This is a genomic window from Baekduia sp. Peel2402 (assembly GCF_052567285.1).
In genome coordinates this window covers 2,471,442-2,495,598 of the sequence record NZ_CP199582.1, presented here as the reverse complement: position 1 = coordinate 2,495,598, position 24,157 = coordinate 2,471,442, and the positions used below count along the sequence as shown (strand labels likewise).

Genomic DNA, 24,157 nt, shown 5'->3' with positions numbered 1-24,157 from the left:
CCCCGGCGCCCTCCTGGCGCCAGGCGCGGCAGCGTACCCGATCGTTCGGGGCCGACGCCAGGGTGAGGAGACGGCCCTGTTCCCTCGGGTAGGTCAGCGGCGCTTGGCGCCGAGCTCGGTGATCGAGACGCCGGGCTTGGGCTGGACTTCCAGGAGCTTCTCGCTCTCGGCGTTCAGCGGGATGCGCTCGAAGGCGTCGAAGTCCAGGACGACGTACAAGGGGGCGGCACCCTTGGGATAGGGCATCCCGATCCGGGCGCGGATTGGCGCGAAGGTGTCGGGGTCGACGTAGTACTGGACGTCGTTGACGACCTTCGTCGGCTTGCGCTCCTTGGCGCCGGAGAAGCTGCGGGTGCGGGTGCCGACGAGGCGGCGGACCTCGCGGTCGCCGACCTTGGCGGTGCCGGAGTCGTGCAGCGTGCCTGCCGCGAGCATCGCTCGCATCGTGGCGATCGGGTCGGTGCCAAGCGGGTAGGCGGCAGGGGCGGGGTGATCCTTGATGCCTCGCGAGCGCCGGACGTGGTTGATCCCGGGGTAATACTCCTGCTCGACACCGCGCGCGTAGGCGACCTCGATCCGTCGGCCCGGGTGGATGGTGCTGTTGGATGGCATGTTGTAGGTGGTGCGCCAGCGGACGGGCTTGGTGGCCGACCACTGCTCGCTGGCGAACTCCGTCTGGATCCCCGCGAGGCTGGCGTCGCCGGTGATGCGCTGGCGGACGACGAGATGGGTCAGCTCGTCGGGGTGCGGGGCGAGGGCGGCGCGGGCCTCGGCGACGACGTCGAGGCGGTGGGTGGTGCTGCCGCCGGGGAGGAGGAGCGCGACGAGGGTGATCGCGAGCGCGGTGGCGGTGGCGGTGGTGGCCAGCAGCGCGATGCGGGGGAACCGTCGCTTGGTGGCCGTGGTGACGGGGGCCGCGGCGGCTTCGAGGCGGGCGCCGAAGGCGTCGAGGTAGCGGTCGAGGTGCGTGTCGTCGTCGTGGTGCTTCATGAGCGCGTCGCCTCCGTGATGGCGTCGTGATCCAGCAGGTCGCCGAGCGCGCGCAGGCCGCGGGAGACGCGGGCGCGGGCGGTCGGCTCGGTGATCGCGAGACGGCTGGCGACGTCTGCGAACGGAAGTTCATGGACAACGCGTAGCTCCAGGGCTTGGCGCGTGTCTTCCGACAGCGTGTCCAGCGCGCCGGCGAGCTCGCGCCTGAGGTCGCTCAGCCCGGCTTGATGTACAAGTTCCGCCTCGACCAGGTCGTCGGCGGGCGGCCGCTCGATGCCGAGCTTGTCCATCGCCTTGCGCTCCGCCGTGCCGCGGCGGTAGTACAGCGCGAGCTGCCGGCGGGCGATGGCGTACAACCAGCCTGCGCGTTCGGCCTCGCTGTCGCCGCGAAACCGCTTCGCGCTGACGACCGCCTGCGCGAACGTCTCCGCCCACAGGTCCAGCGCCAGCTCCGTGTCTGCGGTGCGGCGCACGAAGAACAGCAGCAGCTCCTTGCGGTGGCGCTCGTAGAGGGCGGCGACGTCCATCGGTTCCACAGTTGCGCGGAGCCTCTGGAACGTGACGCCGACGTCTACTCGGCGGGCGCGTACCGGTGATGCAGCGCCAACGGGTTGCCATCCGGATCGGCGAAGTACGCCTGGTGGCAGACCCCCGAGTCAATGATGTCGGTCTGGAAGGCAATGCCCTTGCCCTCCAGCTCCGCCTTCGCCTTCGGGACATCCGCGACCTGGAACGCGATCGCCCCAGAGCTCCGCCGGAACTCCATCCCGAACCCATCGCTCTGCATGATCGCCAGCGTTAGCTGCCCAGCCTGAAACTCCCCGGCCGGCCGATCACCCCATCGCTTCACAAAAGGCAACCCCAACGTCTCGCCATAGAACGCCGCGGCGCGCTCGTAGTCGGCGGTGGGGATGGTGACGAAGTCGACGGCGGAGATCTCCATGGTGGGGAGACCGTACGGCGTGGCGAGACTCATCGCGAGTCGCGCCCTGCACGGAGCGGGAGGGATTCGAACCCCCGGACCCTGACGGGCCGGCTGCTTTCAAGGCAGCTGCAATCAACCGGACTCTGCCACCGCTCCAAGGCGATGCTGGTCCTGAGGGGTAACGGATCTCCGGCCTGCGTGGCATTCACGTAGGAGGAACTCCGACCCATCGGGCCGCATCACGTAGAGCCAATCGTACGACTGTGCGGCGATCGGCTTCACCACGTAGCCCTGGGCGTTGGAATGAATGCGGCGGAGGTCGACCTCGCGAGAGGCCGAGAACTTGCACTGGACGCGGTGCAGGGCGGTGCCGTCGTCGACGATCAGGTCGTATGCGGCGGACTCGGTGATGGGGATCGAGACGTCGTAGCCCATCGCGGTGAAGGTGGCGATCGCCTGAGTCGTGGCGATGTCGCCTTTGCGCTGCGTGATCCGCATCGCCGGCGACCGTAGTCGCCGGCGTGGTCGGATGGAGGGGCTACGCGGAGGTGACGCCGGTGCCGATCGGGCAGGAGACGCCCGTGCCGGACATGGAGCAGTAGCCGTTGGGGTTCTTGGCCGGGGAGAGGTACTGCTGGTGGTAGTCCTCGGCGTAGTAGAAGGGGCCGGCGGGTGCGATCTCGGTGGTGATCTCGCCCTTGCCGGCGCGGGCGAGGGCGTCGCCGTAGCGGCGGCTGGAGAGGTCGGCGGCGGTGGCCTGAGCGTCGTCGACGGTATAGATCGCGGAGCGGTACTGGGTGCCGACGTCGTTGCCCTGGGCCATGTACTGGGTCGGGTCGTGGACCTCCCAGAAGCGCTTCAGGAGCTCGTCGTAGCTCACGACCTTCGGGTCATAGGCGACGAGGACGGCCTCGGTGTGGCCGGTGCGCCCGCTACAGACCTCCTCGTAGGTGGGGTTCTTGGTGTGGCCGCCCTGGTAGCCGACGGCGGTCGTGTAGACGCCGGGCAGCGACCAGAAGGCGCGCTCGGCGCCCCAGAAGCAGCCGAGGCCGAAGTAGGCGACCTCGATGCCCTCAGGGAACGGGCCGGTCAGGGGCGTGCCCAGGACCGTGTGGTCGCTGGTCACGGGAATGGCGTTGGCGCGACCCACAAGCGCGTCCTCCGCGCTCGGCAGGGTCAGCTTTCTGCGGGAAGAGAAGAGCATCTGATGTCCTCGTATCTGCCAGGCGTCAGAACGTTACGCGGCGGTCGGGGCCGGAACCCGTACAATCCCGCGACCCCCTTGGAGAGGTGGCCGAGTGGCTGAAGGCGCTCCCCTGCTAAGGGAGTATGGGGTTTAGAGCCCCATCGAGGGTTCGAATCCCTCCCTCTCCGTTCCAGCTCCATCCCGACCTCAGCGCACCCAGCGCGAGGCCGGGCTAGACTGGATGACCACTGCGCCCGTAGCTCAGCTGGATAGAGCGTCGGTCTACGGAACCGAAGGTCATAGGTTCGAATCCTATCGGGCGCGCTTTCGAAAGCCTCGCATTTGCGGGGCTTTCGTCGTTTCAGGATCTCAGCCGTCCTCGGGAGCGCCCTTGCTTCGCCCTTGGGCCCGCTCGGCGGCGACCGCCTTCTGGCGCTCGGCCTCTAATTCGGCAAGGACCGCGCGCTCCCATTCCCGGTCCCGCTTTGCTGCCTCGTTCAACGCCTTGCGTTCACGGCGTTCATGCCGTTTGGGTCGGCGGACGCGTCGAATGTCGAGGGGCGTTGAGCGGTCGCCAGGGTTGCGCGTCTCCCACGTCTGGCCTTCGGCGTTTTCGTATCTCGCCCAGTACACCCGTTGCTTATCGACGGTGTCCGGCTTGTCGGCGCTGCGCGCGTCGCCGATGCGGCCGGGCATGCTCAGGAACGGGATTGGAATCGACCACGCACCCCTCTCGGGTCGCTGGTCTCCGGGGCGTAGGACGCGCTGGAGGTTGCCGCTGTCCGGGTCGTTGACGTCGAGACGGTACGGGTACCGGACACCGGCGAACTCGACCCCAAAGCGAACGTTGAAAGCAGGGCCCCCGCCCTCACTGGTCAAGTAGGCGTCCACCACCCAGGCGACGCCCGCATCATTGGAGTGGGCGAACCGGCGGCCGGAGCCTGCCTCGTGCGCAATGACGACCGGCTGGTTGCGCCGACGCTCGTTGGCTCGCGCAAGCAGGAGGTTGGCGAGCGCCGCGAGCGTCGCCATACCCGTGATGCCCGCGATTGTGACCTGGATCCAGTCGCTTGAGGTGAGGCTGACGGCGAGCACTGCGCGATGATCTAACGCCTTCCAGACAGCTACGGTCAATGTCCTCCTGGAAGCAAAATTGTGAACCCTTCGAGCAGTTGGCGCGTTAGCGCTCGGCTGGTGCTTTCAGGCCGCTAACTACATGGTTTCCTGGGCAGTGTTCCCCGCTCTTTCCGACAATTCGGAGCAAGGATCCGTCCGACGTCGCTGCTTTTATTCGCCATTGCCGCCCTCCTGAGGCCTGCCTCCAACCTCTCCATCCGCCCGACACCCGGTTTGCCGTCCACCCCGGGGCGTACGGTCGTGCCCGAATCCGCTCCGCCAAGGTGAGCGGCTAGAGAGAGGAGGAGTCCCGATGGACTCCCCCGATTGGAGCCCCGAGAGGGGTTGGAAGGTCACGTTGATGCTCGCCGACTCCGCGCAGGTCGCGGAAGGGAAGCTCAACGTGCTGGGTGCCGGCTGGTCCTTCATCGGGCCGCAGCCGTCCCCGTTCGCGATCGCAGGGCTGATCGAGGTCCCCTGGACCGAGACCAACCGGAACCATGCGTTCAAGTTCGAGTTGATCGACCTGGACGGGAACCCGGTGGTCGTGCTCGGTCCGGAGGGTGAGCAGCCCATCCAGATCGAAGGCGGGTTCGAGGTCGGGCGGCCGCCGGGCGTGCGGTCGGGCTCATACCAGCCGATCCCGTTCGCGTTGAACAGCGGCCCGATGCCGCTGCCGCCTGGTAGTCACTTCGAGTGGCGGCTGAGCATCGACGGGAACACGCACGAGGACTGGCGGCTCGCGTTTAGCACGCGGCCGGAAGCCCAGTCCAACGCCGCCTAGTTCGGTACTAGCGAACTAGACGCAGGTGAGAGCGCTTAGCGCGCTCGCTGGTTGAAGTGGCAACGGCGGGAGCCTTGGTCAAGGCGTTTGGAGACGCCCCGAGGTTCTCGCCGTTCGCCGCATAGGCATATGGAATGCCCGACACCTTCGACACAATCATGTTGGGTGTCATTGCGGCTGCCATTCGACGTCGCGAAAGCTACCCCTTCCCGCAGACGATTGCGACGTCGCACGCTGACGCTCAGGCGACTCCAGGCTAGAGCGCCGCGACGATGGGCTCCATCTCACGCCGGAGGAGGACGACGTTGTCGGCCGCGAACGGTGCACTACCTGACGCTCGTCGCGGCGATCGCGGTGCTCTACGGCACCGGCCACTGGCGGCTGGTCGACGACTGGCGGTTGCTCGGGTTCGCGCTGCTGCTCCAGAACTACGACCCGTCGATGGCCGGGATGTTGAACCCGCCGACGTGGTCGCTGGCGGTCGAGCTGTCGTTCTACGTGGTCGTGCCGGTGATCGGGTGGTGCGCGCTGCGTGCCGGACGGCAGGTACTCGTGTTGATGGTGTTGGTCGTGGGCGGGATCGTGTGGGCGGCGCTCACTCCACCGCCGCCGGTCGTGCGGCAGACGCTCCCGGATGTCGTCGGGCTGTTCTGCGTGGGGATGATCGCGCGGGTGCTGGTGGAAGGACGACAGGTCGGACAAACGCTCGGCCGCGCGCTCCTCGCCGGGGGCGTCGCGCTGGTGTGGGCGCACGCGACCGGGCGCCTCGGCGCGCCGCTGCACGGTGCGCTGCGGGACCTGCCGGCTGGCGTCGGCTTCGCGGCGATCTGCGTCGCGTGCGCGGCCCCGGCGAGCGCGCCGCGGCTGCTCGGCTGCCGGCCGCTCGCCTATCTCGGCACGCTGTCGTACGGGATCTACTTATGGCACTACCCGATCCTGCTCGGACTCCAGGCCCATCACTTGCTGCCTCAACACGATGTGGTGGCCACCTCGGCGCTCGTCGGCCTTCCGGCAATCGCGGCGGCGGCCTTCACATGGCACGTGATCGAGCGGCCGGCGCTGGACGCGGCTCGGCGGTGGATCGATCTGCGACGCGACGGCGACAGCGCCGCGCGCGGTCGTGCGCCCGGGCGCGTCCCCTTGCCCGCGTGACCCCGGGCTGGGACGCTTGCGCGCATGCCGTGGATCCCCGAGCTGTTCAGCGCCCCCGCGCTACAGGCCGTGCAGGACCGGCGCCGTCTGGAGGCGATCTCCGTGATGCCGTACTTCGACGGGCTGCTCGCAGGGGAGGTGGAGGCGCTTGTCGGCTCGTTCGCGGGCGAGCCCGAGCTGCACGACCCGATCCGCGGCCGGATCCGGGGCGCGCGGGCGCTCACCGACTACATGGAGGACATGGTCGTGTGGATGCACGATCGCCGGGTCACGATCGAGGACGTCTCCCGCACGATCCGCGACGACCGCGGCTGCGAGGAGGTCCTGCTCCGCGAGGGCGATGGCGCCGTCCATCCGTACGCGATGGTCGCCGACCATCCCGGCCGCGGCCTGCTGACCGAGCTGCGGCTCTACTACCCCGCGGCCCCGCGGCCGCCGCTCCTGCAGCCCGACCCGGCGCTGGCCGCTGTCGCGGGGATCGCGGAGCATCCGTGCGCGGTGGTCAACGACGGCCGCGTCTGCGCGGTGGAGTACAACGCCGGGACGCCGCCGCACGCGGTGTTGACCGTGCGCGCGAGCGACGGCGCCGTCCGCCGCTACGGCGGCGGCGACCTGTAGGCCTTGTTCACCACGACAGCAGCGACTGCCCGCCGTCGATGTCGTAGGTCGCGCCCGTGAGCGCCGAGTTGACCATCAAGTGCACGGCCAACGCCGCGACGTCTTGCGGCCCCACCACGCGCCCGATCGGCAGGCGGGAGGCGAGCTGCTCGCGGCGTGCGTCGAGCTGATCGCCAAGCAAGGAGGCCGACAGCGGCGTGTCGACGAACCCGGCGGCGATCAGGTTCACACGCACCGGCGCGACCTCGACGGCCATGCTCGCGGTCAGGGCCGGCAGCGCCGCGGTCATCGCCGAGCTCATCCCGATCCCGATGCTCGGGTGCCGCGCGCCGGTCCCGCCCATAAACGTCATGCTGCCGGTGACCTTCCCGGCCAGCGCCCCGTGGCGCGCGACCCCGGCCATCACCATCGGGTGCTCGGCCAACGCGCGGCGCGCCCGCACGAAGTCCATGTCCTTGAGCGACTCGTAGTACGGGCCTCCGGCGGTGACCAGCACGTGGTCGACCGGCGCGTCCAACTCGATGAAGAACGCGGCCAACGCATCGTCGTCGCCAGCGTCGAAGGTCGCGGTCCCGACCGCGCCGACGGACTCGGCCGCCTCGGCGATCGGTCCTGGGCGGCGGCCGGTTACGATCACCTCCGCGCCCGCGTCCCGCGCGAAGCGAGCGGTCTCCAAACCGATGCCGGCGCTCCCGCCGATGACCAGGACGCGCTGGCCGGCGAGGGACCCAGCGGCGGCGGCGCTCATGAGGCGATCTCCGCCCGCAGCGCCTTCAGCGCCGCGACGTAGATCTCCGAGAACGTCGGGAACGGCTGGATGGTGTCAACGAGCACGTCGAGACTCACGCGGGCGCGGATCGCGAGCGTCGCCTGCTGGAGCCACTCGCCAGCCTCGGGCCCGACGGCGTAGGCGCCGGTCAGCCGCTCGCCGTCGCTCAACAGCGTCAGGAAGCCGGGGTTCTCGGCGTACTTGGTGGTGTAGGTCGCGGTCTTGGCGACCTCGGCGATCCGCGCGGTCGCCGAGAACGGCGCCTCGGTCGCGCCGACCGCCGCGGCCTGCGGGTCGGTGTAGGTCACGCGCGGGACGGCCTCGTAATTGGCGGCCCGTGAGGCGCCGAGGATGTTGTCCGCGACGACCTCGCCCTGGTACTTGCCGACGTGCGTCAGCGGGATCAGGCCCGTGACGTCGCCGATGGCCCAGAGGCCCTCGGCGCCGACCACCCGCAGCTGGTCGTCGACGGGGACACCGTGAGGTCCAGGCGAGACCCCGACCGTCTCCAGCCCGATCCCCTCGACCCGCGGACGCCGGCCGGTCGCCACCAACAACTTGTCCCCGCGCAGCTCGCGTCCATCGTCCAGCACCAACACGTAGTCCCCGGACTCGGCCGCGCGCCGCGCCGACGCCGCGCCCGCGTTGACCACCACCTCGACACCATCACCTTCGAGCACGACCCGGAGCGCCTCGCCCAACCCCGCGGGCTCGCGGGCGAGCAGGTGCGCCGCGCGCTCCACGACCACCGCCTCGCCGCCCAGGCGCCGCACCGCTTGAGCCAGCTCGACCCCGACCGGCCCGCCGCCGAGGATCAGCAGCCGCCGCGGCACCGCCTCCATCGCGGTCGCCTCGCGGTTGGTCCACACGCCGTCCAGCTCACGCAGGCCTGAGATCGGCGGGACGATCGGGTCGGCGCCGTTAGCCAAAACGACGTGCCGCGCCGTGTGGCGCTCGCCGTCGACCTCGACCGCGCCCGGTCCGGCCAACCGCCCGGTCCCGCGCAGCAAGTCGATGTCATTGTCAACCAGCCACTGCGCCGCGCCCTTGTCCGTGTGGTCCGACACCATGAAGTCGCGGTAGGCGAGCGCCGCGTCGACGTCGACCTCGGCCCGCCCTGACGCCTCGTTGGCCCCGTGTGCCGCCTCGCCCGGACGCAGCAACGTCTTGGACGGGATGCAGGCCCAGTAGGAGCACTCGCCGCCGACCAGCTCGCGCTCCACGACCGCGACACGCAGGCCGCCCTCGGCCAGCGCGCCCGCGCAGTGCTCGCCCGGCGACCCGGCGCCGAGCACGATCACGTCGTAGTCGGCCACGTCAGCGGCCGGGCAGGCGCTGCTTGATCTCCTGGAGCACCCAGCCGTTGCCGTCCGGGTCGCTGAACGAGGCGAACGAGCCGTAGTCGGCGCGATCGGGCGCGGTGCCGGTCACGCGCGCCTCGGTGCCCGCGTGGCGGAAGATCCCCGTCCGGTCGTGGAACGGCTCGCTGACCTCGACGCCGGCCGCGATCAGGTCGGCGCGGGCCTCTTCGATGTCGTAGACCGACAGCTGTAGGCCTTGCGTCGAGCCGGGCTCCGCGGCCGAGACGCCGTCGCCGAAGATGATCGAGCAGCCCGAGCCGGGCGGCGTGAGCTGCACGACGCGATAGCCGTCCTCGACTGGGAAGTCCGCATCCAGCCGCCAGCCGAGCGACACGTAGAAGTCGCGCGCGCGGTCGACGTCTGAGACCGGCAGGACCACCACCTCGAGCCGCAGCTCGCCTGGCTGTACGGGCGGGCTCGGGGTCGCGCTGTCGCTGCTCGCATCGACGCTGCTCATGGGTCTGGCCTCCGTCGTGGAAGTGGGGTGAGGGTGGGTCGGCCCAACGTTCGCCGCCGAACGGCGCGAAGTCAAGGCGGGCGGTGGGGAAGGGCGTGGGCGCGGCGCGGGCGTAGGCTCCCGTCGCATGCGGTGGGCGATCTTCGGGGCGGGCGCGATCGGGACGTGGGTCGGCGCGGCGCTCGCGCAATCCGGGCAGGACGCGACGCTCGTCGCGCGCGGCGCGCACCTGGCGGCGCTCCAGGCCCAGGGCGGCGCGCGCCTGCGCTACCCGGACGGCACCGAGGAGCGCGTGGCGGTGCAAGCGGTGGCACCAGGCGAGACGAAGCAAGTTGGTGAAGTCGACGTGGTGGTCTTGACCGTCAAGGCCCATGGGTTGCTTGGCGCGGCGCCGGACGTCGCCCCGCTGCTCGGTCCCGAGACCGTCCTCGTCGCCGCCCAGAACGGGATCCCGTGGTGGTGGAGTCCTGCCGAGCCGATCGAGGCCGTCGACCCCGGCGGCGCGCTCAGCGCCGCGCTGCCGCCCGAGCGCGCGCTCGGCGCGGTCGTCTACCTCGGCGGCGCGGTTCCCGAGCCGGGCGTCGTGGCGATCTCGCCCGAGGCCGGCCTCGTGCTGGGCGAGCCGGACGGCGCGCTCAGCGAGCGCCTCGAGCGCGTCGCCCAGGGCCTGGAGCGCGCCGGCTTCCCCGTCCGCCGCACCGAGGCGATCCGCCGCGAGGTCTGGACCAAGATGATGGGCAACGCGGCGTTCAACCTCATGTCGGTCCTGACGCGCGCGGGGATCGGGACGATGGCGACCGACCCGGGCGTCGCGCCGCTCGTCGAGCGCACGATGGCCGACGTGCTGGAGATCGCCGGCCCCGACCGCCCGCAGATCTCGATCGCCGAGCGCCTGGCGATCAGCGCGCGCTTGGGCGACCACAAGCCGTCGACGCTCCAGGACCTCGAGGCCGGCAAGCGGCTGGAGCTCGACGCGCTCGGCGCCGCGGTCGTCGAGCTGGCCGACCGCGCCGGGGTGCAGGCGCCGACGCTGCGGGCGGTCTATGCGCTCGCCGATCTCCAGGCGCGGCAGCTCGGCCTGCGCTGAGCACCGGCACGTTTGCCAGAACAGCAAGCGCAGTTGCCGATCGGTGCGGTCCGCGCCACCCTCGGTGGCATGGACTACGAGGTGATCATCATCGGCGGCGGGGCCGCCGGGCTCAGCGCGGCGCTCGTCCTCGGGCGCGCGCGCAAGACGGTGCTGTTGCTCGACGCGGGCGAGCCGAGCAACGCCCCCGCGCACGCGATCGGCGGCCTGCTCGGCCAGCATGACACGTCGCCGCTGGAGCTGCTGGAGGTCGGGCGGGCGCAGCTCGCCGAGCTGCCGAGCGTGGAGATCCGAAGCGGCGCGGTCGCGACCGACGTGCGCGCCTACGAGGATCGCGTCGAGGTCGACGGCGTCACGGCCGGCGCGCTGCTGCTGGCCACCGGCATGAACTACAACAAGCCCGATCTGCCCGGCATCGCCGAGCTGTGGGGCGACACGGTCTTCCACTGCCCGTTCTGCCACGGCTGGGAGGTGGCGGGCCAGCCGCTGGCGCTGCTCGGCCACGGCCATCCGCACGCGCCGATGCTCGCGCGCGTGCTGGCCGCCTGGAGCGACGACGTCGTCCTGCTCGCCGACCCCGAGGCGCTGGACCCCGCTGATCGTGATGCGCTCGCCGCCGCCGGCATCGCGATCGATCCCCGCCCGGTCGCGGGCGTGCGCGCGCAGGACGGCAAGCTCGCGGCGATCGCGTTCGCTGACGGCTCGCCGGAGCTGGCGCGCAGCGGCCTGCTGATCCACACGCCGCTGGTCCCGCGCTCGTCGCTGCTCGACGACCTCGGGCTGGAGCGCACGGAGCAGGGCGTGGTCGCGACCACCGGCTGGGGCGTCACCAGCGTCCCGCGCGTCTGGGCCGCGGGCGACGTCGCCGAGTCCGCGCCGTCGGTCCCCGTCGCGATCGCGGCCGGGTCACGTGCGGCCGCTGGGATCGTCATCGGCATGCAAACCGCAACCTAAAGGTTGCGATAGCGTTACGCTTCGCGGGATGCGGATCCTGGCGCTGTACGACATCCACGGAAACGCCGAGGCGCTCGACGCGGTCCTCGCCGACCCGCGCGCGGCGGCACCCGACGCGATCGTGGTCGGCGGCGACGTCGTCCCTGGTCGCTTCGCGCAGGAGGCCCTCGAACGCCTCGCCGGGCTCGACGTGCCGACGCATTACGTCCGCGGCAATGGCGAGCGCGAGTCCGGCGACCCCACGCTGCTGGCCTGGCCGACCACCGTCGAGCTGGACGGCATCCTCTTCTGCCACGCGACCCCGCGCGACGACGAGGAGCTCCTCACGCGCATCTCCGCGCCCGAGCGCTGGGCTGCCGCGCTGGCCGGCGTGACCCAGCCGCTGGTCGTCGCCGGCCACACCCACCAGCAGGACGACCGCACGGTCGGCGCCGTCCGCTTCGTCAACGCCGGCAGCGTCGGCCTGCCCTACGAGGGTGACCCCGGCGACGCGCGCTGGCTGTGGATCGAGGACGGCGTCCCGCACCTGCGGCGCACCGCTTACGACGCCATCGGCGCCGGCCAGCGCCTGCTCGACGGTGGCGATCTGGACGATTCCCTGCACGCGTCGCTGATCGCCCCGGTGCCCGCGATCGAGGTCACCGAGCTGTTCGAGGCACGGGCCGCGCAGCGGTCTACGCGCGAGACGGGCTGATCTCCATTCCCGCAATTTGCGGGGATCGTTTGTGCTGTCTGTCTAGCCCTACCGGACGAAGCGTCCCGAACCCCCCGCCATTCGGGCGGAACGCGACCGTCCCACCTTCGCCATCAGGGCGGTTGCAGCCGCAACCGGTCGCTGTGAGAGTTCCGCTCCGCTCCGGCGCGAATCGCTCGCGCCACCCTGAACGGAGGACGACAACTTGCGAACGCGAAGGGCGACCGTGGCGCTAGCCACTGCGGTCGGCTCACTCCTGCTCGCGTCGTCGGCGAATGCCGCGACGCTGTCCGTTGACGACGACCGGACCGACTGCCCCACGGCGCAGTACACGTCGATCCAGGCCGCCGTCGACGCCGCCACGACCGGTGACACCGTCGCCGTGTGCCCCGGCAACTACGAAGAAGGCTCCGGCGCGATCGGCACCAACGCGCTGACGATCTCCAAGTCCATTACGTTGAAGGGCGCCGGCGCCGGGCTCGTCACGATCTCGCCGAAGGCGACCACCCCGACCGGAGGTCAGATCCTCGAGGCCGCGCCGAGCATCCGCAACGGCATCGGCGACATCATCGCCATCAACGGCTCGCCGAGCCGGCCGATCACGGTCGACGTCTCCGGCGTCACGGTCGACGGCTACGACGCCGAGGGTCGCGCGATCGCGGTCGAGGCGGGCATCGTCTTCCTCGACGCCAAGGGCTCGGTCGTCCGCTCCCACGTGACCAACGTCGTCACCTCCGAGGGCGACACCGCCTACAACAAGACCGGTGGCTGGCGTGGCGCGCAGCCCGGCATCGGCATCGCTCAGACCTCCAACGCGCTCGCCGCCCCCGTCGACGGCGCGCGCCTGCTGACCATCGACCGCACGCGCGTCGACAAGTACAACCAGGCCGGCATCCTCATCGACGGCGCGACCAACGACAGCGCGCCGTACGTCGCGTCGGGCACGATCGACAGCGCGGTCATCACCGCGTCCCAGGTCATCGGCCGCACCGAGTGCATCAACTACCAGGGCACGGGCAACTGCTCGTCGGTCGGCCTGTTGACGACCGGTCCGCTGTTCGGCCAGGACGGCATCCGGGCGACCAACAACGCCCGCATCAAGGTCAACGACACGCTGATCTCGCAGAACCTCGTCAACGGCACCGGCGCGCCGGTGCGCTCGACGGTCGCCGCCAACGGCACGGTCACCGCCAACACCACCAACAACGCGAGCCTGAACCTCGCGTCGGGCATCCGCCTGGTGGGCGCGGGGCTGACCTCGTACAGCAGCTTCGGCGGGCAGGTCCTGCTGAGCTACGCGGCCAACAGCAACATCACCGACAACGCCTACGGCGTCATCAACGTCGCGGCGGACGGCAGCACGGTCCGTTCAGGCAATCTGGCGGCGACCAACGGCATCGGCGACGTGTTCAAGGCCGAGAACGTCTTCTGGGGCCTGAACTACTACCGCACGACCAACCCCGGCCCGGCGATCTCGCCGACCGACAACCCGCCGGTCCCGGAGACCGCGGTCACCGGCACGTCGGTGACCGATCCGGTCACGGGCCTGCCGACGACCGCCTCGGTCGACTTCTCGCCCTACCGGTCCGGCCAGCAGGCCGACATGGCCAACGGCGAGTGGCCGGTGCTGTCGGCACCGCTGCCGATCGATGACGCGGCCCCGACGGTCACGCTCGGCGGTGACACCACCGTCGCCCGCGGCTCCGCGTTGACCCTCGCGGCCGGCGCGTCGGACGACTTCGGCGTCAAGTCGGTGACGTTCTACGACGGTGCCACGAAGCTCGGCACCAGCGCCGGGCCGTCCTACACGGCGACCGAGGCCATCGCGGCCGACGCCGCCTGCGGCACCCGCGCGGTCAGCGCGGTCGCCGAGGACTCCCTCGGCCAGACGGTGATCGCCAACGGCACGGTCACGGTGACCGGCTGCGACGTCGTGCCCACCAACCCCGGTGGCGGCGGCGACACGCCCACGCCCCCGACGACGCCGACCCCGGCGGCGCCGGTGATCGGGGCGAAGTCGCTGACCAAGCTGACGGCCTCGGGCGCGGTGCTCGAGCTGTCCCCGGCCGCCGAGGCCGGCATCGCCAAGGTCGACGTCTACCTCGGCACGCGCAAGGTCTGCTCCCTGAACGCAGCGCCTTGGACGTGCTCGCTGGTCCCGACCGGCGCTGACGTCGGCACGCAGGCGCTTCGCGCGGTCGTGACCGACGCCCTGGGCCGCTCGGCCGAGGCGTCGCAGGCGATCGCCGTCTCCCGGTTCGCGCCGCGCGGCCTGTCGGTGAAGATCGCGGGCAAGAACGTCGCGGGCACCAACGTCCGCAAGACGATCTCGGCGCGCGTCCTGCTGCCCTCCGGCGTCACCGCCAAGCAGGGCTGCACCGGCGGCTCGGCCACGATCGTGGTCAAGCGCGCCGGGCACTCGGTGTCCAACAGCGAGGTGGACCTGAAGTCCGACTGCACGTTCACCAAGAGCGTCACCGCCAAGCGGGTGAAGGCCGGCTCCAACGCCTTCACCTACTCGATCCGGTTCACGGGCACCTCGGTGCTCACCGCCGTCAGCACGACCCGGAGGTCCTCCTGATGTTCCCCCGCAGGGCACGAGCCCTGATCACCACCGCTGCGGCCCTTGCGGCCGCGGCGGTCCTCCCCGCAGGCGCGTCGGCGGCGATCGTCGATCCCGCCGGCGTCGACGCCACCACCTGCACGTCGACGCTCAACTACGACAAGAACGTCCCGACCTGGGACCAGTGGTTCTCGGACGGGCATGACCCGGACGCGATCGTGCCGTTCGCGTCGAAGGGGACGCTCCAGGTCGGCCGCAACCTGACCAAGACGCTCGACGACTACTTCGACGGCGTCACCGCCGCCGTGAACGCTTCGGCGGCCACGAAGGATCGCGTCGCGATCCGCAAGATCACGCTCGGCACGTCCGAGCTGGGCTCGGTCACCCTCGGCGGACCCAACTCGACGGTCCCGGGCCGCGACCTGGCGTTCTGGGTCATCGGCACCAAGCAGCACATCGACAACCTCGACAGCGACGCGGCGTTCTGGGCCGGCGTCCGCTCCGGCTCCGTCTCGGAGACCGAGGGCCTCGCCGGCGTTCGCGACCGTCCCGCCTTCGGCTGGGCGACCGCGACCCCGCACGGCAACGAGCCGGCGGCGGGCGAGGCGATCGCCCGCGAGCTCTACGAGCTGGCGGCGCGCCTGGACTGCGAGAACCTCTCGCGGCTGCAGAACATGGACGTGTTCCTCATGCCGGTCCGCAACCCGGACGGGCGCGACAACAACGTCCGCACGACCTCCTGGGCGTTTGACCCGAACCGTGACTTCGGGACGCACAACCAGCAGGAGAACGACATCTTCATCCCGGAGATGAACAAGTACCCGGGCGTCTTCTTCATCGACGCCCACCAGCAGTCCAACGGGTACTTCTTCCCGCCGAACGAGGATCCGGTCCACCACGAGATCTCGCAGTTCTCGCTGGACTTCATCCAGAACCAGATCGGCCCGACGCTCCAGAAGACGTTCAACGACCAGAGCAGTCAGTACCAGAACTACAACAACTACGACCTGTTCACGCCGGAGTACGGCGACACGGTGCCGTCGTTGTTGATGGGCGCGGCCGGCATGACGTATGAGAAGGGCACGTCGGAGGCCTACTCCAAGCAGGTCTACGACCACTACCTGGCGATCGACACCACGATCAACCTCACCGCCCAGAACAAGGTGAGCATCCTCCAGGGATGGGTCAAGCAGTGGCAGGAGGCGGTGGACCAGGGCTCGGCCTGCGAGATGCAGGGCAACAAGCTGGTCAGCCCGCTGCACGACACGCTCAAGCAGCAGGTCCCGACGCCCGCACAGGGCGGCGCGGTCTGCGGCTACTTCTACAAGCCCGGGGCGCACTCCGGTGACGTGGCGAGCCTGCTGACCAACCTGATGGCGGTCGGCGTCAAGGTCTACAAGTTCACCCAGGACACGACCATCCCGGGCGGCGTCCGGGAGTTCGGCAAGCAGGCGACGACGCAGACGCTGCCCGCGGGCACGCTCTACATCCCGCTCGCGCAGCCGATGAAGCACTGGATCCAGGCGGTCCTCGAAGAGGACCCGTACATCCCGTACGACTACTACTACGACGTGGTCGACTGGTCGTACTCGACCCAGCGCGGTCTCGCGGGCGACGGTTGGCTGACGGTGCAGCCGCCGGCCACGACGACGGCGTCCATGGTCCCCGTGACCACGGTCGACCTCGGCTCGGCCCCGACGACCACCAGCCCGGTGTACGCGTTCGACGGTGACTCGATGCAGTCGCTGGCGATGGCCACCGAGCTGCTCAACGCGGGCGTGACCGTGTACCGCGGCACGGCGCCGTTCAGCTCGGCGGGCCACGACTTCGTGTCGGGCGCGATCCTGGTGGACGGGGCGTCGCTGGCAGCCAGCAACGTCAACCTGTCGACGCTGGCGCACGATCGCAACACGGTGGTCTACGGCCTGCCGAACATCCCGGTGGCCCACCAGGCCCTGGCGCCGCCGAAGATCGGCCTGTTCACGGGCTCGGCGACGATCCCGTCCAACCCGATCAACCGGACCGGGGCCAACGTCACGACCCCGACGGTGACCGCGGGCGTGGCCAACTCCGGCGTCAACGCCGGCGTCGGCCAGTGCACCTCGACGGTGTTCTGCGCGGCGTACTTCACGCTCACGCAGAAGGACAAGATCCCGGCGTCGATGATCGTCCCCGTGACGACCGCCGACCTCGCGGCTCACGCCCTGACCACCGGCGGGTTCACGGCGTTCATCAACCCGACCACCACGATCGCCACGACCGACACCGCGTCGCTGACCGAGATCAGCGCGTTCGTCAACGCCGGCGGCACGTACGTCGGCGACCTGGCGGGCGGCATCACCACCGCGCGCAATGCCGGCCTGACGACCGTCAACACGATCAGCACCACGGGGCTGGGCGTCCTGACGCCGGGCACCACGTTCGACGGCACCTACGACACGACCAACCCGGTCGCGTGGGGCTTCGACACCGGTGGCTGGCTGTACCGGGACGCCACGGGCAACCCGATCATCGACCCGGCGACGCTCGGCTCGGCCGCGCCCGTCGCCCGCTTCGGCGGGGACGGCACGCATCCGGTCCGCGCCTACGGCTACTCGGTCAACGCGACGAGCCTGCTCGCAGGCCGCCCGGCGATCGTGGACCAGCCGTTCGGTGCGGGCCACGCGGTCCTGTTCGCCTTCGACCCGTTCTACCGGGCGTGGAAGGAGCAGGACGAGCGGCTCGTGCTGAACGCGGTGCTCTACCCGACCGGGGCCGTGCTGTCCGCGACGCGGGCGGCGCCGGCGCTGTCGGAGGCCGCGGTGGCCAAGGCGACCGAGCCGGTGGCGCAGCCGCTGGCCAAGTCCGAGGTGCCGAAGGTCGCCTCGCGCCCGCTGCCCAAGAGCGAGAACGTCGACAAGGACGTTCGCATCGCCATCAAGGCGAAGGACCGCAAGGCGCTCAGCAAGGCGGTAAAGGCAGCTAAGCTGCCCAAGTCCGCCAAGGGCAAGGTCAAGTACCTCGTGACCAAGAGCACGGTCACGTTCGTGGTCAAGGGCGTCCGCCCGCTCACGAGCGAGCACCACCCGCTCTGGATCGGCCGCGTGATGCACCAGCTGTCCAAGCGGCACGTGGACCCGATCTCGGCGCAGCTCTAAAGCAGACCCCCACAACACGGAAGAACAAGTCCCAATGCAGATCAAGCACCAGCGGCTCGTCGCCCTCTTGGCGACCTCCGCGCTCGCCGTCGGCGGCCTGTCCGCCTGCGGTTCGGATGACGACGACTCGTCCTCCTCGTCCACCACGACCGCGGCGGCCACCACGGCCGCCGCGGCGCCCACCATCGACGTCCCGGCCGACATCAAGTCCAAGGGCAAGCTCGTCGTCGCGGCTGACGCGAGCTACGCGCCGAACGAGTTCATCGGCGACGACGGCAAGACGGTGGAGGGCGCCGACGTCGATCTCGCCAACGCCATCGGCAAGACCCTCGGGCTGACCGTCGAGGTCAAGAACGCGGGCTTTGACTCGATCATCCCCGGCCTGGCCGCCAAGAAGTACGACTTGGGCATGTCCTCGTTCACGGACACCAAGGAGCGCGAGGCCACCGTGGACTTCGTGACCTACTTCAGCGCGGGCACGTCGTTCTACACCAAGGCGTCCGGCGGGGCCGACGTCACCGGCCTCGACGACCTCTGCGGTAAGACCGTCGCGGTCGAGAAGGGCACCACCCAGGCCGACGACTCGACGGCGCAGTCCAAGAAGTGCACCGAGGCCGGCAAGGAAGCCGTGAAGGTCTCCACGTTCCCCGACCAGAACGGCGCCAACCTGGCGATCTCGTCGGGCCGCGCGCAGATCGGCATGGCCGACTCGCCGGTCGCGGCCTACCAGGTCAAGCAGGCCAACGGCCAGTTCAAGCTGGTCGGCACGCCCTACGGCACCGCGCCGTACGGCATCGCGATCCCGAAGGACAGCGGGCTCGCCGAGCCGGTCCTGGCGGCCGTCAAGCAGATGATCTCCGACGGCTCGTACAAGGAGATCCTCGGCAAGTGGGGCATCGAGGACGGCGCGATCACCGACCCCGTGATCAACGGGGCCGAGAGCTAGTTCTCGCCTGATGTCAATGACGCAACAGCCGGCCGGGCCCGAAGAGGGCCCGGCCGGTGGCGTCCACGGCGCCATCGAGGCCGTGCCGGTGCGCCACCCGGGTCGCTGGGTGGCGGCCGCGGTGGTCCTGGTCATCGCCGTCCTGATGGCCCGGTCGGTGGCGACCAACCCGCGCTTTGAGTGGGACGTCGTCGGCGACTACCTCTTCGACGCGCGCATCTGGCGCGGGATCGTCACCACGCTGGAGCTGACCGTCATCGCGATGGCGATCGGCGTCCTCGGCGGCATCCTGATGGCCGTGATGCGCCTCTCGCCGAACCCGTTGGTCAGCGGGTTCAGCAGCACCTACATCTGGCTCTTCCGCGGCACGCCGGTGCTGGTGCAGTTGTTGGTTTGGAACTTCATCGCCGCGGTCTACCCGGAGATCAGCTTCGGGCTGCCGGGCGTGCACCTCGACGCCAATGAGCTGATCAAGCCGTTCACGGCGGCGATCCTCGCGCTGGGCCTCAACGAGGCCGCCTACATGGCCGAGATCGTCCGCGCGGGCATCGTCTCGGTCGACGAGGGCCAGTCGGAGGCCGCCCAAGCGCTGGGCATGACGCGCACGCAGACGATGCGGCGGATCGTGCTGCCGCAGGCGATGCGCGTGATCGTGCCGCCGACCGGCAACGAGACCATCTCGATGTTGAAGACGACGTCGCTGGCGTCAGTGATCGCGGTGACCGAGCTGACCTACGCGGCGCAGCTCATCTACGCGCAGAACTACAAGACGATCCCGCTGCTGATCGTGATCTCGATCTGGTACCTGGTCGGGACGACGATCCTGTCGATCGGCCAGTACTTCCTCGAGCGGCGCTTCGGGCGCGGCTTCCGGCGGTCGCCTGAAGGGACGATGGCATGAGCGCACAGCAGCCGATGGTGCGGGCCGAGCAGGTTCACAAGTCCTATGGGAAGCTCGAAGTCCTCAAGGGCGTCGACCTGACCGTGGCGCCCGGCGAGGTGACGTGCCTGATCGGGCCGTCGGGCTCGGGCAAGTCGACGTTCCTGCGCTGCGTCAACCACCTGGAGAAGATCCAGGCCGGGCGGCTGTGGGTCGACGGCGAGCTGGTCGGCTACCGCGAGCATGGCGGCAAGATCCACGAGCTGCGGGAGTCCGAGGTCGCGCGCAAGCGGGCCGAGATCGGGATGGTGTTCCAGCACTTCAACCTGTTCGGGCACATGACCGCGATCCAGAACGTGATCGAGGCCCCGATCCGGGTGAAGGGCGTCGCGAAGTCCGCGGCGGTCGAGCGGGCGCGCGAGCTGCTGGAGCGCGTCGGGCTCGGCGACAAGATGGACAACTACCCGTCGCAGCTCTCGGGCGGCCAGCAGCAGCGCGTGGCGATCGCCCGCGCGCTGGCGATGGAGCCCAAGTTGATGTTGTTCGACGAGCCGACGTCCGCGCTGGACCCCGAGCTGGTCGGCGACGTCCTGGCGGTCATGCGCGAGCTGGCGCAGTCCGGCATGACGATGGTCGTCGTCACGCACGAGATGGGCTTCGCCCGCGAGGTCGGCGACACCGTGGTGTTCATGGACGGCGGCGTGATCGTCGAGGCGGGCAAGCCGGTCGACGTGCTCGGGTCACCGCAGCACGCGAGGACGAAGGCCTTCCTGGATAAGGTCCTCTGAATCGAGGACTTGGCCCGGGAGACGATCGAGGACGCGCAGCGGATCTGCGCGATGGAGGCGCCAACGGGCGCTGAAGGGCCGCGCGGCGAGCTGGTCGCGCGGCTCCTCGCCGAAGCGGGCGCGCCGGCAGTGGAGACCGACGCGGTTGGCAACGTGATCGCGCGCTTCGGCGAGGACGATGCCGCTTCGCCCGGCGCCCGCCCACCGGTCGTCTTCGCCGCCCACCTCGACACGGTCTTCGCGGCAGGGACGCCGATCGCGTTCGTGCGCGATGGCGATCGGCTCGCCGCGCCCGGGATCGGCGACAACTCGCTCGGCGTCGCGGCGTTGCTCCACCTCGCCCGCCACCTTGCCGGGCACCCTCCGGCGCGGCCGATCTGGCTGGTGGCGACGGTGGGGGAGGAGGGGCTTGGCGACCTGCGCGGCGCCAAGGCGCTGATCGCCGACCACGAGCTCGCCGCGTTCGTCGCGGTCGAAGGCACGATGGCGGAGTCGCTGGTCGTCGGCGCGGTCGGCTCGCTGCGCTATCGCGTCACCGTGCGCGGGCCAGGCGGCCACTCGTGGGGCGACCGCGGCACGCCGAGCGCGGTCCATGCGCTGGTCCGGATGCTCGACGCGGCGCTGGCCGTCGTCCCGGCCGATCGCGACGATGTCGCGTTCAACGTCGGGACGATCGCGGGCGGGACGACCGTTAACGCGATCGCCGCGCAGGCGAGCGCCGTGCTCGACCTGCGCTGCGGCGACGAGGCCGCGCTACAGGCGATCGCGCGCGACGTCCGCGCCGCCTTCGCCGCCGCCGACGACGGCCTGTCGGTCGACGTCGAGCAGGTCGGCCACCGCCCCGGCGGCGCCTTGCCCGCCGGTCACCCGCTCCTGCACTGCGCCCGCCGCGCACGCGAGCGCGCCAACTTGCCAGCGGCCGACGAGGTCGCCTCGTCGACCGACGCCAACGCCGCGCACGGCGCCGGCATTCCGGCACTCACCGTCGGCATCTCCACCGGCGGGAACGTGCACCGCCTCGACGAGTACCTCGACCTGCCGCCGATCGCGGACGGCCTACGGGCGCTGATCGCGCTCGCCGACGAGGTCTCGGCTGCCGCCTTCTAGTTCAGCATCGCCTTCAGCGCCGCGATCCCGCGCAGCCAGAGCTCGTCGATGTCGGTGTCCGGCGGGAAGCGGTCGGCGAGCTCTAGCGAGACCATGCCGTGCGCGAACGCCCAGATCGCCCGGCTGGCGGAGATGTCGCCTCTGGTGATCCGCCGCATCGGCTGGGCCGCCAGCTGCTCGGCCGTCACCACCGCGGGCTCGTCGCGGTCCAGGTCCCGCGAGAACACGAGCCGGTACAGGTGCGGATGGTCGAGCGCCCACTCCCGGTAGTTCTTCGCGATGCCGGTCAGCGGGTCGTCGCCGTGGTAGTTCTCCAGGAACGCCAGCTGCGCCTCGCCCTGCTCCGTCAGGGCGTCGGCGATGATCGCGCTCTCGAGCGCACGCTTGTCGGTCACGTGCTCGTAGAGCGACGGTGCACGGATGCCGATCTCAGCCGCCACGTTGCGCATCGACAGCGCCTCGGGGCCCTGCTCCTCGAGCAGACGGCGGGCAGCTTCGATGATCTGACGGCGCCGGGTGGACGGAATGGTGGGTGTCACTGCGGACGATCATCTCACCTTCTGCCAACCCTTACGAAGTCGCCTGGCCCGAGGACCAGAAACGTTCGCGTCCCTTGACAACGGGTGTTCATCGCTGGCAGGATCGCGCCAGAACGGCCCAGGAGGGGAGTTCGATGACGGCAGTGGACGTATCGATGGAGTTCATCGAAACGATGGATTGCACTGTGTATTGCGAAGACCTGACCGGCATGGAAGGGTACCGGCCGTTCGATCGCGGCTGCTGGACGCTCGAGCTCGCCGACGCGATCACCAACGCCCGGGACGGGCGCTACGCGTTCTATGTGGTGGTCGACGGCGAGCGCGTGGACCTCGTCGTTGAAGCCCGCGCTGACGGCGAGCCGTACCTGCGGCCGGTCGACCCGCCCACGGAGGCCCGTGCGCTCGCGCTCCCGCGGCTGGGCGCGCCGGACCGCGCCTACGCGCGGCCGGTGTCGCCCCGGTAGGCCCGCGCCGCCAGGGCGATCATCACCACGCTCCACCCGGCGACGACCAGCCAGCCGGTGGCGCTCCACGCCTCGCCGCCGAGCGGGACGCGGCCGGCCTGCACCAGCCAGTAGGACGGCAGCGCCTGGCCGAAGTCGTGCAGGAAGCCGGACGTCACCGGGAACCACGTGCCGCTCACGAGCGCGAGCACCGCGGTGCCGCCGCCGATCGCTGGGCCGACCGACTCGGTCGTGACCTTGTGGCCGACGAAGATCCCGGCCGCGGCAAATGGGATCAGCGCGATCAGGATCAGGCCGGTCATCTCGATCCAGTCCTCGGCCGGCAGCGACACGCCGAGGATCGTGCCCGACACGTACATGACGGTCAGCGTCAGCAAGGCCATCAGGTAGGCGATCGCGACCTTCGCGCGCAGGTAGGCGAACGCGCTCAGCGGGCTGATCCGCAGCTGGCGGTTCCAGCCGACCTGGCGCTCGCCAGCGATGCGGGCGCCGGTCGACAGCATCGCGGTCATCGTGCCCCACGAGGCCATCGAGACCATGAAGTACAGCGGCGCGCTCAACCCCGTGCCCTGCAGGTTGTCCTCGCCCTGGTTGGGGCCCGCGGTCAGGAAGTACAGGATCAGCGGGAAGCCCAGCGAGAAGAAGAAGAACCGCTTGTTGCGGAAGGCCCGCAGCAGCTCGTAACGGGTGTAGGCCAGGTCGCTCATGCGGCGGTCAGCTCCAGGAACGCCTCTTCGAGGCCCGCGCCGCTGATCTCGATGTCGCGCGCGGTCGGGAAATGGGACAGGAGGGCGCGGATCGCCGCGTCGGAGTCGTTGCAGCGCAGGGTGACCGCGGCGCCGCGGCGGTCGATGGCGGTGACGCCGGGCAACGAGCGCAGGGCGTCATCGCTCCCGGCCTCGGGCAGCGTCGCGCGGATCGTGCGCGAGCCGACGCGCGCCTTGATCTCGGTCGTCGGCCCGTCGGCGACGACCTGCCCGTGGGCCATCAGCACGGCGCGGTCGGCGAAGTCGTCGGCCTCTTCGAGGTAGTGCGTTGCGAAGACGATCGTGGTCCCGCGCTGGGCGAACTCGCGCATCGTCGCCCAGAACGCGTGGCGGCCCTCGACGTCCATCGCGACCGTCGGCTCGTCCAGCACCAGCAGGTCCGGGTTGGCGACCAGCGCGCAGGCGAAGCGCACGCGCTGGGCCTGCCCGCCGCTGAGCTTCTCGGTGCGCTGCTCGGCGGTCTTCGCCAGGCCCGTCAGGTCAAGGACCTCCTCGACGCCGAGCGGTGCGGGGTAGAGCGAGGCCATCATCGCGATCAGCTCGCGGACCGTGAGGTCGCGCAACAGCGCGCCGGTCTGCAACATCGCGCCGACACGGCCCGCGGCGATCGCGTCCTGCGGCGCGCCGCCGAACAGCGAGACCGTGCCCGTGTCGGGCTCCGCGAGCCCGAGCAGCATGTCGATCGTGGTGGACTTGCCCGCCCCGTTGGGGCCGAGGAGGGCCACGGTCTCGCCCGGCTCGATCGCGATGTCCACGCCCCGCACGGCCTCGACCGGGCCGTGCGGCGTGCGAAACGTCTTGACCAGGCCGGCGAGGTGGATCCCGCTCGTCGTGGTGGTGCTGGACTCCATGCCACCACCTTGCCGCACGGCG

25 protein-coding genes and 3 tRNA genes are annotated in these 24,157 nt (G+C 70.5%); 15 read left to right on the top strand and 13 right to left on the bottom strand.

The genetic code is table 11. The features are described 5' to 3' along the window. Positions 1-93: 93 nt before the first annotated feature. The 6 genes from ACT01A_RS12190 to msrA form a co-directional block, all read right to left on the bottom strand. The gene (locus ACT01A_RS12190; RefSeq protein WP_445152524.1) at positions 94-990 is read right to left on the bottom strand and encodes a hypothetical protein; all 897 of its coding nucleotides are present in this window, start codon (positions 988-990) and stop codon (positions 94-96) included. Next, on the bottom strand, positions 987-1,517 hold the full coding sequence (locus ACT01A_RS12185) for an RNA polymerase sigma factor (protein ID WP_445152523.1): 531 nt from the start codon (positions 1,515-1,517) through the stop codon (positions 987-989). The genes ACT01A_RS12190 and ACT01A_RS12185 overlap by 4 nt, the downstream gene beginning before the upstream one ends. 44 nt (positions 1,518-1,561) lie before the next feature. Next, entirely contained in the window at positions 1,562-1,933 is a 372-nt protein-coding gene (locus ACT01A_RS12180; protein WP_445152522.1) for a VOC family protein, read from the bottom strand. Between the two features lie 51 nt (positions 1,934-1,984). Then, positions 1,985-2,071 (bottom strand) — tRNA-Ser (locus ACT01A_RS12175). Continuing rightward, positions 2,048-2,413, bottom strand: coding sequence for a group I intron-associated PD-(D/E)XK endonuclease (locus ACT01A_RS12170; RefSeq protein ID WP_445152521.1), 366 nt, complete (start codon positions 2,411-2,413; stop codon positions 2,048-2,050). The genes ACT01A_RS12175 and ACT01A_RS12170 overlap by 24 nt, the downstream gene beginning before the upstream one ends. A gap of 40 nt (positions 2,414-2,453) precedes the next feature. Beyond that, positions 2,454-3,119, bottom strand: coding sequence for a peptide-methionine (S)-S-oxide reductase MsrA (gene msrA, locus ACT01A_RS12165; protein ID WP_445152520.1), 666 nt, complete (start codon positions 3,117-3,119; stop codon positions 2,454-2,456). Between the two features lie 80 nt (positions 3,120-3,199). Here msrA and ACT01A_RS12160 point away from each other — a divergent pair. Together ACT01A_RS12160 and ACT01A_RS12155 are read left to right on the top strand one after the other, a co-directional pair. Further along, positions 3,200-3,289: transfer RNA gene (locus tag ACT01A_RS12160), tRNA-Ser, on the top strand. Positions 3,290-3,351: 62 nt separating this feature from the next. Beyond that, a tRNA-Arg gene (locus ACT01A_RS12155) sits at positions 3,352-3,425 on the top strand. 45 nt (positions 3,426-3,470) lie between these two features. On the opposite strand, the gene ACT01A_RS12150 is transcribed toward ACT01A_RS12155, so the two are convergent. After that, positions 3,471-4,196 carry a hypothetical protein gene (locus ACT01A_RS12150; protein WP_445152519.1) on the bottom strand — a complete coding sequence of 242 codons (726 nt, stop codon included), beginning with the start codon at positions 4,194-4,196 and terminating at the stop codon, positions 3,471-3,473. Positions 4,197-4,530: 334 nt separating this feature from the next. On the opposite strand from ACT01A_RS12150, the gene ACT01A_RS12145 reads away from it, so the two are divergent. The 3 genes from ACT01A_RS12145 (at position 4,531) to ACT01A_RS12135 (ending at position 6,771) form a co-directional block, all read left to right on the top strand. Further along, positions 4,531-5,001 (top strand): DUF6941 family protein, encoded by a 471-nt coding sequence (locus ACT01A_RS12145; RefSeq protein WP_445152518.1) that lies wholly within the window; start codon positions 4,531-4,533, stop codon positions 4,999-5,001. Positions 5,002-5,322: 321 nt separating this feature from the next. Then, positions 5,323-6,153 carry an acyltransferase family protein gene (locus tag ACT01A_RS12140; protein WP_445152517.1) on the top strand — a complete coding sequence of 277 codons (831 nt, stop codon included), beginning with the start codon at positions 5,323-5,325 and terminating at the stop codon, positions 6,151-6,153. Between the two features lie 24 nt (positions 6,154-6,177). Beyond that, on the top strand, positions 6,178-6,771 hold the full coding sequence (locus ACT01A_RS12135) for a nuclear transport factor 2 family protein (protein ID WP_445152516.1): 594 nt from the start codon (positions 6,178-6,180) through the stop codon (positions 6,769-6,771). A gap of 7 nt (positions 6,772-6,778) precedes the next feature. Here ACT01A_RS12135 and ACT01A_RS12130 read toward each other — a convergent pair whose 3' ends face one another. Genes ACT01A_RS12130 through ACT01A_RS12120 form a run of 3 tightly spaced genes read right to left on the bottom strand, consistent with a single transcriptional unit; the run spans position 6,779 to position 9,358 of the window. Then, positions 6,779-7,519 carry an SDR family oxidoreductase gene (locus ACT01A_RS12130; protein WP_445152515.1) on the bottom strand — a complete coding sequence of 247 codons (741 nt, stop codon included), beginning with the start codon at positions 7,517-7,519 and terminating at the stop codon, positions 6,779-6,781. Then, positions 7,516-8,856, bottom strand: a complete 1,341-nt coding sequence (locus ACT01A_RS12125) for a dihydrolipoyl dehydrogenase family protein (protein WP_445152514.1) — start codon at positions 8,854-8,856, stop codon at positions 7,516-7,518. Before ACT01A_RS12125 ends, ACT01A_RS12130 begins: the two co-directional genes overlap by 4 nt. Before the next feature lies 1 nt (position 8,857). Continuing rightward, on the bottom strand, positions 8,858-9,358 hold the full coding sequence (locus ACT01A_RS12120) for a VOC family protein (protein ID WP_445152513.1): 501 nt from the start codon (positions 9,356-9,358) through the stop codon (positions 8,858-8,860). Positions 9,359-9,485: 127 nt separating this feature from the next. Between ACT01A_RS12120 and ACT01A_RS12115 the strand changes: the two genes are divergently transcribed. The 9 genes from ACT01A_RS12115 to ACT01A_RS12075 all read left to right on the top strand — a co-directional run bounded on the left by ACT01A_RS12115 (position 9,486) and on the right by ACT01A_RS12075 (position 21,514). Beyond that, positions 9,486-10,445, top strand: a complete 960-nt coding sequence (locus tag ACT01A_RS12115; RefSeq protein WP_445152512.1) for a ketopantoate reductase family protein — start codon at positions 9,486-9,488, stop codon at positions 10,443-10,445. Positions 10,446-10,514: 69 nt separating this feature from the next. Beyond that, positions 10,515-11,399 carry an NAD(P)/FAD-dependent oxidoreductase gene (locus tag ACT01A_RS12110; RefSeq protein ID WP_445152511.1) on the top strand — a complete coding sequence of 295 codons (885 nt, stop codon included), beginning with the start codon at positions 10,515-10,517 and terminating at the stop codon, positions 11,397-11,399. 28 nt (positions 11,400-11,427) lie between these two features. Next, the gene (locus ACT01A_RS12105; protein ID WP_445152510.1) at positions 11,428-12,093 is read left to right on the top strand and encodes a metallophosphoesterase family protein; all 666 of its coding nucleotides are present in this window, start codon (positions 11,428-11,430) and stop codon (positions 12,091-12,093) included. Positions 12,094-12,319: 226 nt separating this feature from the next. Beyond that, positions 12,320-14,674, top strand: coding sequence for an Ig-like domain-containing protein (locus ACT01A_RS12100; RefSeq protein WP_445152509.1), 2,355 nt, complete (start codon positions 12,320-12,322; stop codon positions 14,672-14,674). After that, the gene (locus ACT01A_RS12095) at positions 14,674-17,793 is read left to right on the top strand and encodes a M14 family zinc carboxypeptidase (RefSeq protein ID WP_445152508.1); all 3,120 of its coding nucleotides are present in this window, start codon (positions 14,674-14,676) and stop codon (positions 17,791-17,793) included. Before ACT01A_RS12100 ends, ACT01A_RS12095 begins: the two co-directional genes overlap by 1 nt. A gap of 34 nt (positions 17,794-17,827) precedes the next feature. Further along, the gene (locus ACT01A_RS12090; protein ID WP_445152507.1) at positions 17,828-18,739 is read left to right on the top strand and encodes an ABC transporter substrate-binding protein; all 912 of its coding nucleotides are present in this window, start codon (positions 17,828-17,830) and stop codon (positions 18,737-18,739) included. 16 nt (positions 18,740-18,755) lie between these two features. Next, entirely contained in the window at positions 18,756-19,640 is an 885-nt protein-coding gene (locus tag ACT01A_RS12085; protein WP_445152822.1) for an amino acid ABC transporter permease, read from the top strand. Then, positions 19,637-20,407: an amino acid ABC transporter ATP-binding protein gene (locus ACT01A_RS12080; RefSeq protein WP_445152506.1), complete on the top strand. Its 771-nt coding sequence runs from the start codon at positions 19,637-19,639 to the stop codon at positions 20,405-20,407. The genes ACT01A_RS12085 and ACT01A_RS12080 overlap by 4 nt, the downstream gene beginning before the upstream one ends. Positions 20,408-20,416: 9 nt before the next feature. Continuing rightward, positions 20,417-21,514: a M20/M25/M40 family metallo-hydrolase gene (locus ACT01A_RS12075; protein ID WP_445152505.1), complete on the top strand. Its 1,098-nt coding sequence runs from the start codon at positions 20,417-20,419 to the stop codon at positions 21,512-21,514. Here ACT01A_RS12075 and ACT01A_RS12070 read toward each other — a convergent pair. Beyond that, entirely contained in the window at positions 21,511-22,053 is a 543-nt protein-coding gene (locus tag ACT01A_RS12070) for a TetR/AcrR family transcriptional regulator (RefSeq protein ID WP_445152504.1), read from the bottom strand. The two genes, ACT01A_RS12075 and ACT01A_RS12070, sit on opposite strands and share 4 nt — an antisense overlap. A gap of 134 nt (positions 22,054-22,187) precedes the next feature. On the opposite strand from ACT01A_RS12070, the gene ACT01A_RS12065 reads away from it, so the two are divergent. Further along, a complete protein-coding gene (locus ACT01A_RS12065; protein WP_445152503.1) occupies positions 22,188-22,517 on the top strand; it encodes a hypothetical protein in 330 nt (109 codons plus the stop codon). Here the strand turns inward: ACT01A_RS12065 and ACT01A_RS12060 are convergent. Together ACT01A_RS12060 and ACT01A_RS12055 are read right to left on the bottom strand one after the other, a co-directional pair. Continuing rightward, the gene (locus tag ACT01A_RS12060; RefSeq protein WP_445152502.1) at positions 22,490-23,224 is read right to left on the bottom strand and encodes an ABC transporter permease; all 735 of its coding nucleotides are present in this window, start codon (positions 23,222-23,224) and stop codon (positions 22,490-22,492) included. The two genes, ACT01A_RS12065 and ACT01A_RS12060, sit on opposite strands and share 28 nt — an antisense overlap. Continuing rightward, entirely contained in the window at positions 23,221-24,135 is a 915-nt protein-coding gene (locus ACT01A_RS12055; protein WP_445152501.1) for an ABC transporter ATP-binding protein, read from the bottom strand. The genes ACT01A_RS12060 and ACT01A_RS12055 overlap by 4 nt, the downstream gene beginning before the upstream one ends. Between the last annotated feature and the right edge of the window lie 22 nt (positions 24,136-24,157).

Excerpts from the sequence above, each read along its gene's own strand:
- ACT01A_RS12110 (WP_445152511.1), top strand. The coding sequence starts at position 10,515 with ATGGACTACGAGGTGATCATCATCGGCGGCGGGGCCGCCGGGCTCAGC.
- ACT01A_RS12065 (WP_445152503.1), top strand. The coding sequence starts at position 22,188 with ATGACGGCAGTGGACGTATCGATGGAGTTCATCGAAACGATGGATTGC.
- ACT01A_RS12060 (WP_445152502.1), bottom strand. The coding sequence starts at position 23,224 with ATGAGCGACCTGGCCTACACCCGTTACGAGCTGCTGCGGGCCTTCCGC.
- ACT01A_RS12055 (WP_445152501.1), bottom strand. The coding sequence starts at position 24,135 with ATGGAGTCCAGCACCACCACGACGAGCGGGATCCACCTCGCCGGCCTG.
- ACT01A_RS12185 (WP_445152523.1), bottom strand. The coding sequence starts at position 1,517 with ATGGACGTCGCCGCCCTCTACGAGCGCCACCGCAAGGAGCTGCTGCTG.
- ACT01A_RS12190 (WP_445152524.1), bottom strand. The coding sequence starts at position 990 with ATGAAGCACCACGACGACGACACGCACCTCGACCGCTACCTCGACGCC.
- ACT01A_RS12085 (WP_445152822.1), top strand. The coding sequence starts at position 18,756 with ATGACGCAACAGCCGGCCGGGCCCGAAGAGGGCCCGGCCGGTGGCGTC.
- ACT01A_RS12135 (WP_445152516.1), top strand. The coding sequence starts at position 6,178 with ATGCCGTGGATCCCCGAGCTGTTCAGCGCCCCCGCGCTACAGGCCGTG.
- ACT01A_RS12095 (WP_445152508.1), top strand. The coding sequence starts at position 14,674 with ATGTTCCCCCGCAGGGCACGAGCCCTGATCACCACCGCTGCGGCCCTT.
- ACT01A_RS12105 (WP_445152510.1), top strand. The coding sequence starts at position 11,428 with ATGCGGATCCTGGCGCTGTACGACATCCACGGAAACGCCGAGGCGCTC.
- ACT01A_RS12120 (WP_445152513.1), bottom strand. The coding sequence starts at position 9,358 with ATGAGCAGCGTCGATGCGAGCAGCGACAGCGCGACCCCGAGCCCGCCC.
- ACT01A_RS12170 (WP_445152521.1), bottom strand. The coding sequence starts at position 2,413 with ATGCGGATCACGCAGCGCAAAGGCGACATCGCCACGACTCAGGCGATC.
- msrA (WP_445152520.1), bottom strand. The coding sequence starts at position 3,119 with ATGCTCTTCTCTTCCCGCAGAAAGCTGACCCTGCCGAGCGCGGAGGAC.
- ACT01A_RS12180 (WP_445152522.1), bottom strand. The coding sequence starts at position 1,933 with ATGGAGATCTCCGCCGTCGACTTCGTCACCATCCCCACCGCCGACTAC.
- ACT01A_RS12090 (WP_445152507.1), top strand. The coding sequence starts at position 17,828 with ATGCAGATCAAGCACCAGCGGCTCGTCGCCCTCTTGGCGACCTCCGCG.
- ACT01A_RS12145 (WP_445152518.1), top strand. The coding sequence starts at position 4,531 with ATGGACTCCCCCGATTGGAGCCCCGAGAGGGGTTGGAAGGTCACGTTG.
- ACT01A_RS12130 (WP_445152515.1), bottom strand. The coding sequence starts at position 7,519 with ATGAGCGCCGCCGCCGCTGGGTCCCTCGCCGGCCAGCGCGTCCTGGTC.
- ACT01A_RS12080 (WP_445152506.1), top strand. The coding sequence starts at position 19,637 with ATGAGCGCACAGCAGCCGATGGTGCGGGCCGAGCAGGTTCACAAGTCC.
- ACT01A_RS12115 (WP_445152512.1), top strand. The coding sequence starts at position 9,486 with ATGCGGTGGGCGATCTTCGGGGCGGGCGCGATCGGGACGTGGGTCGGC.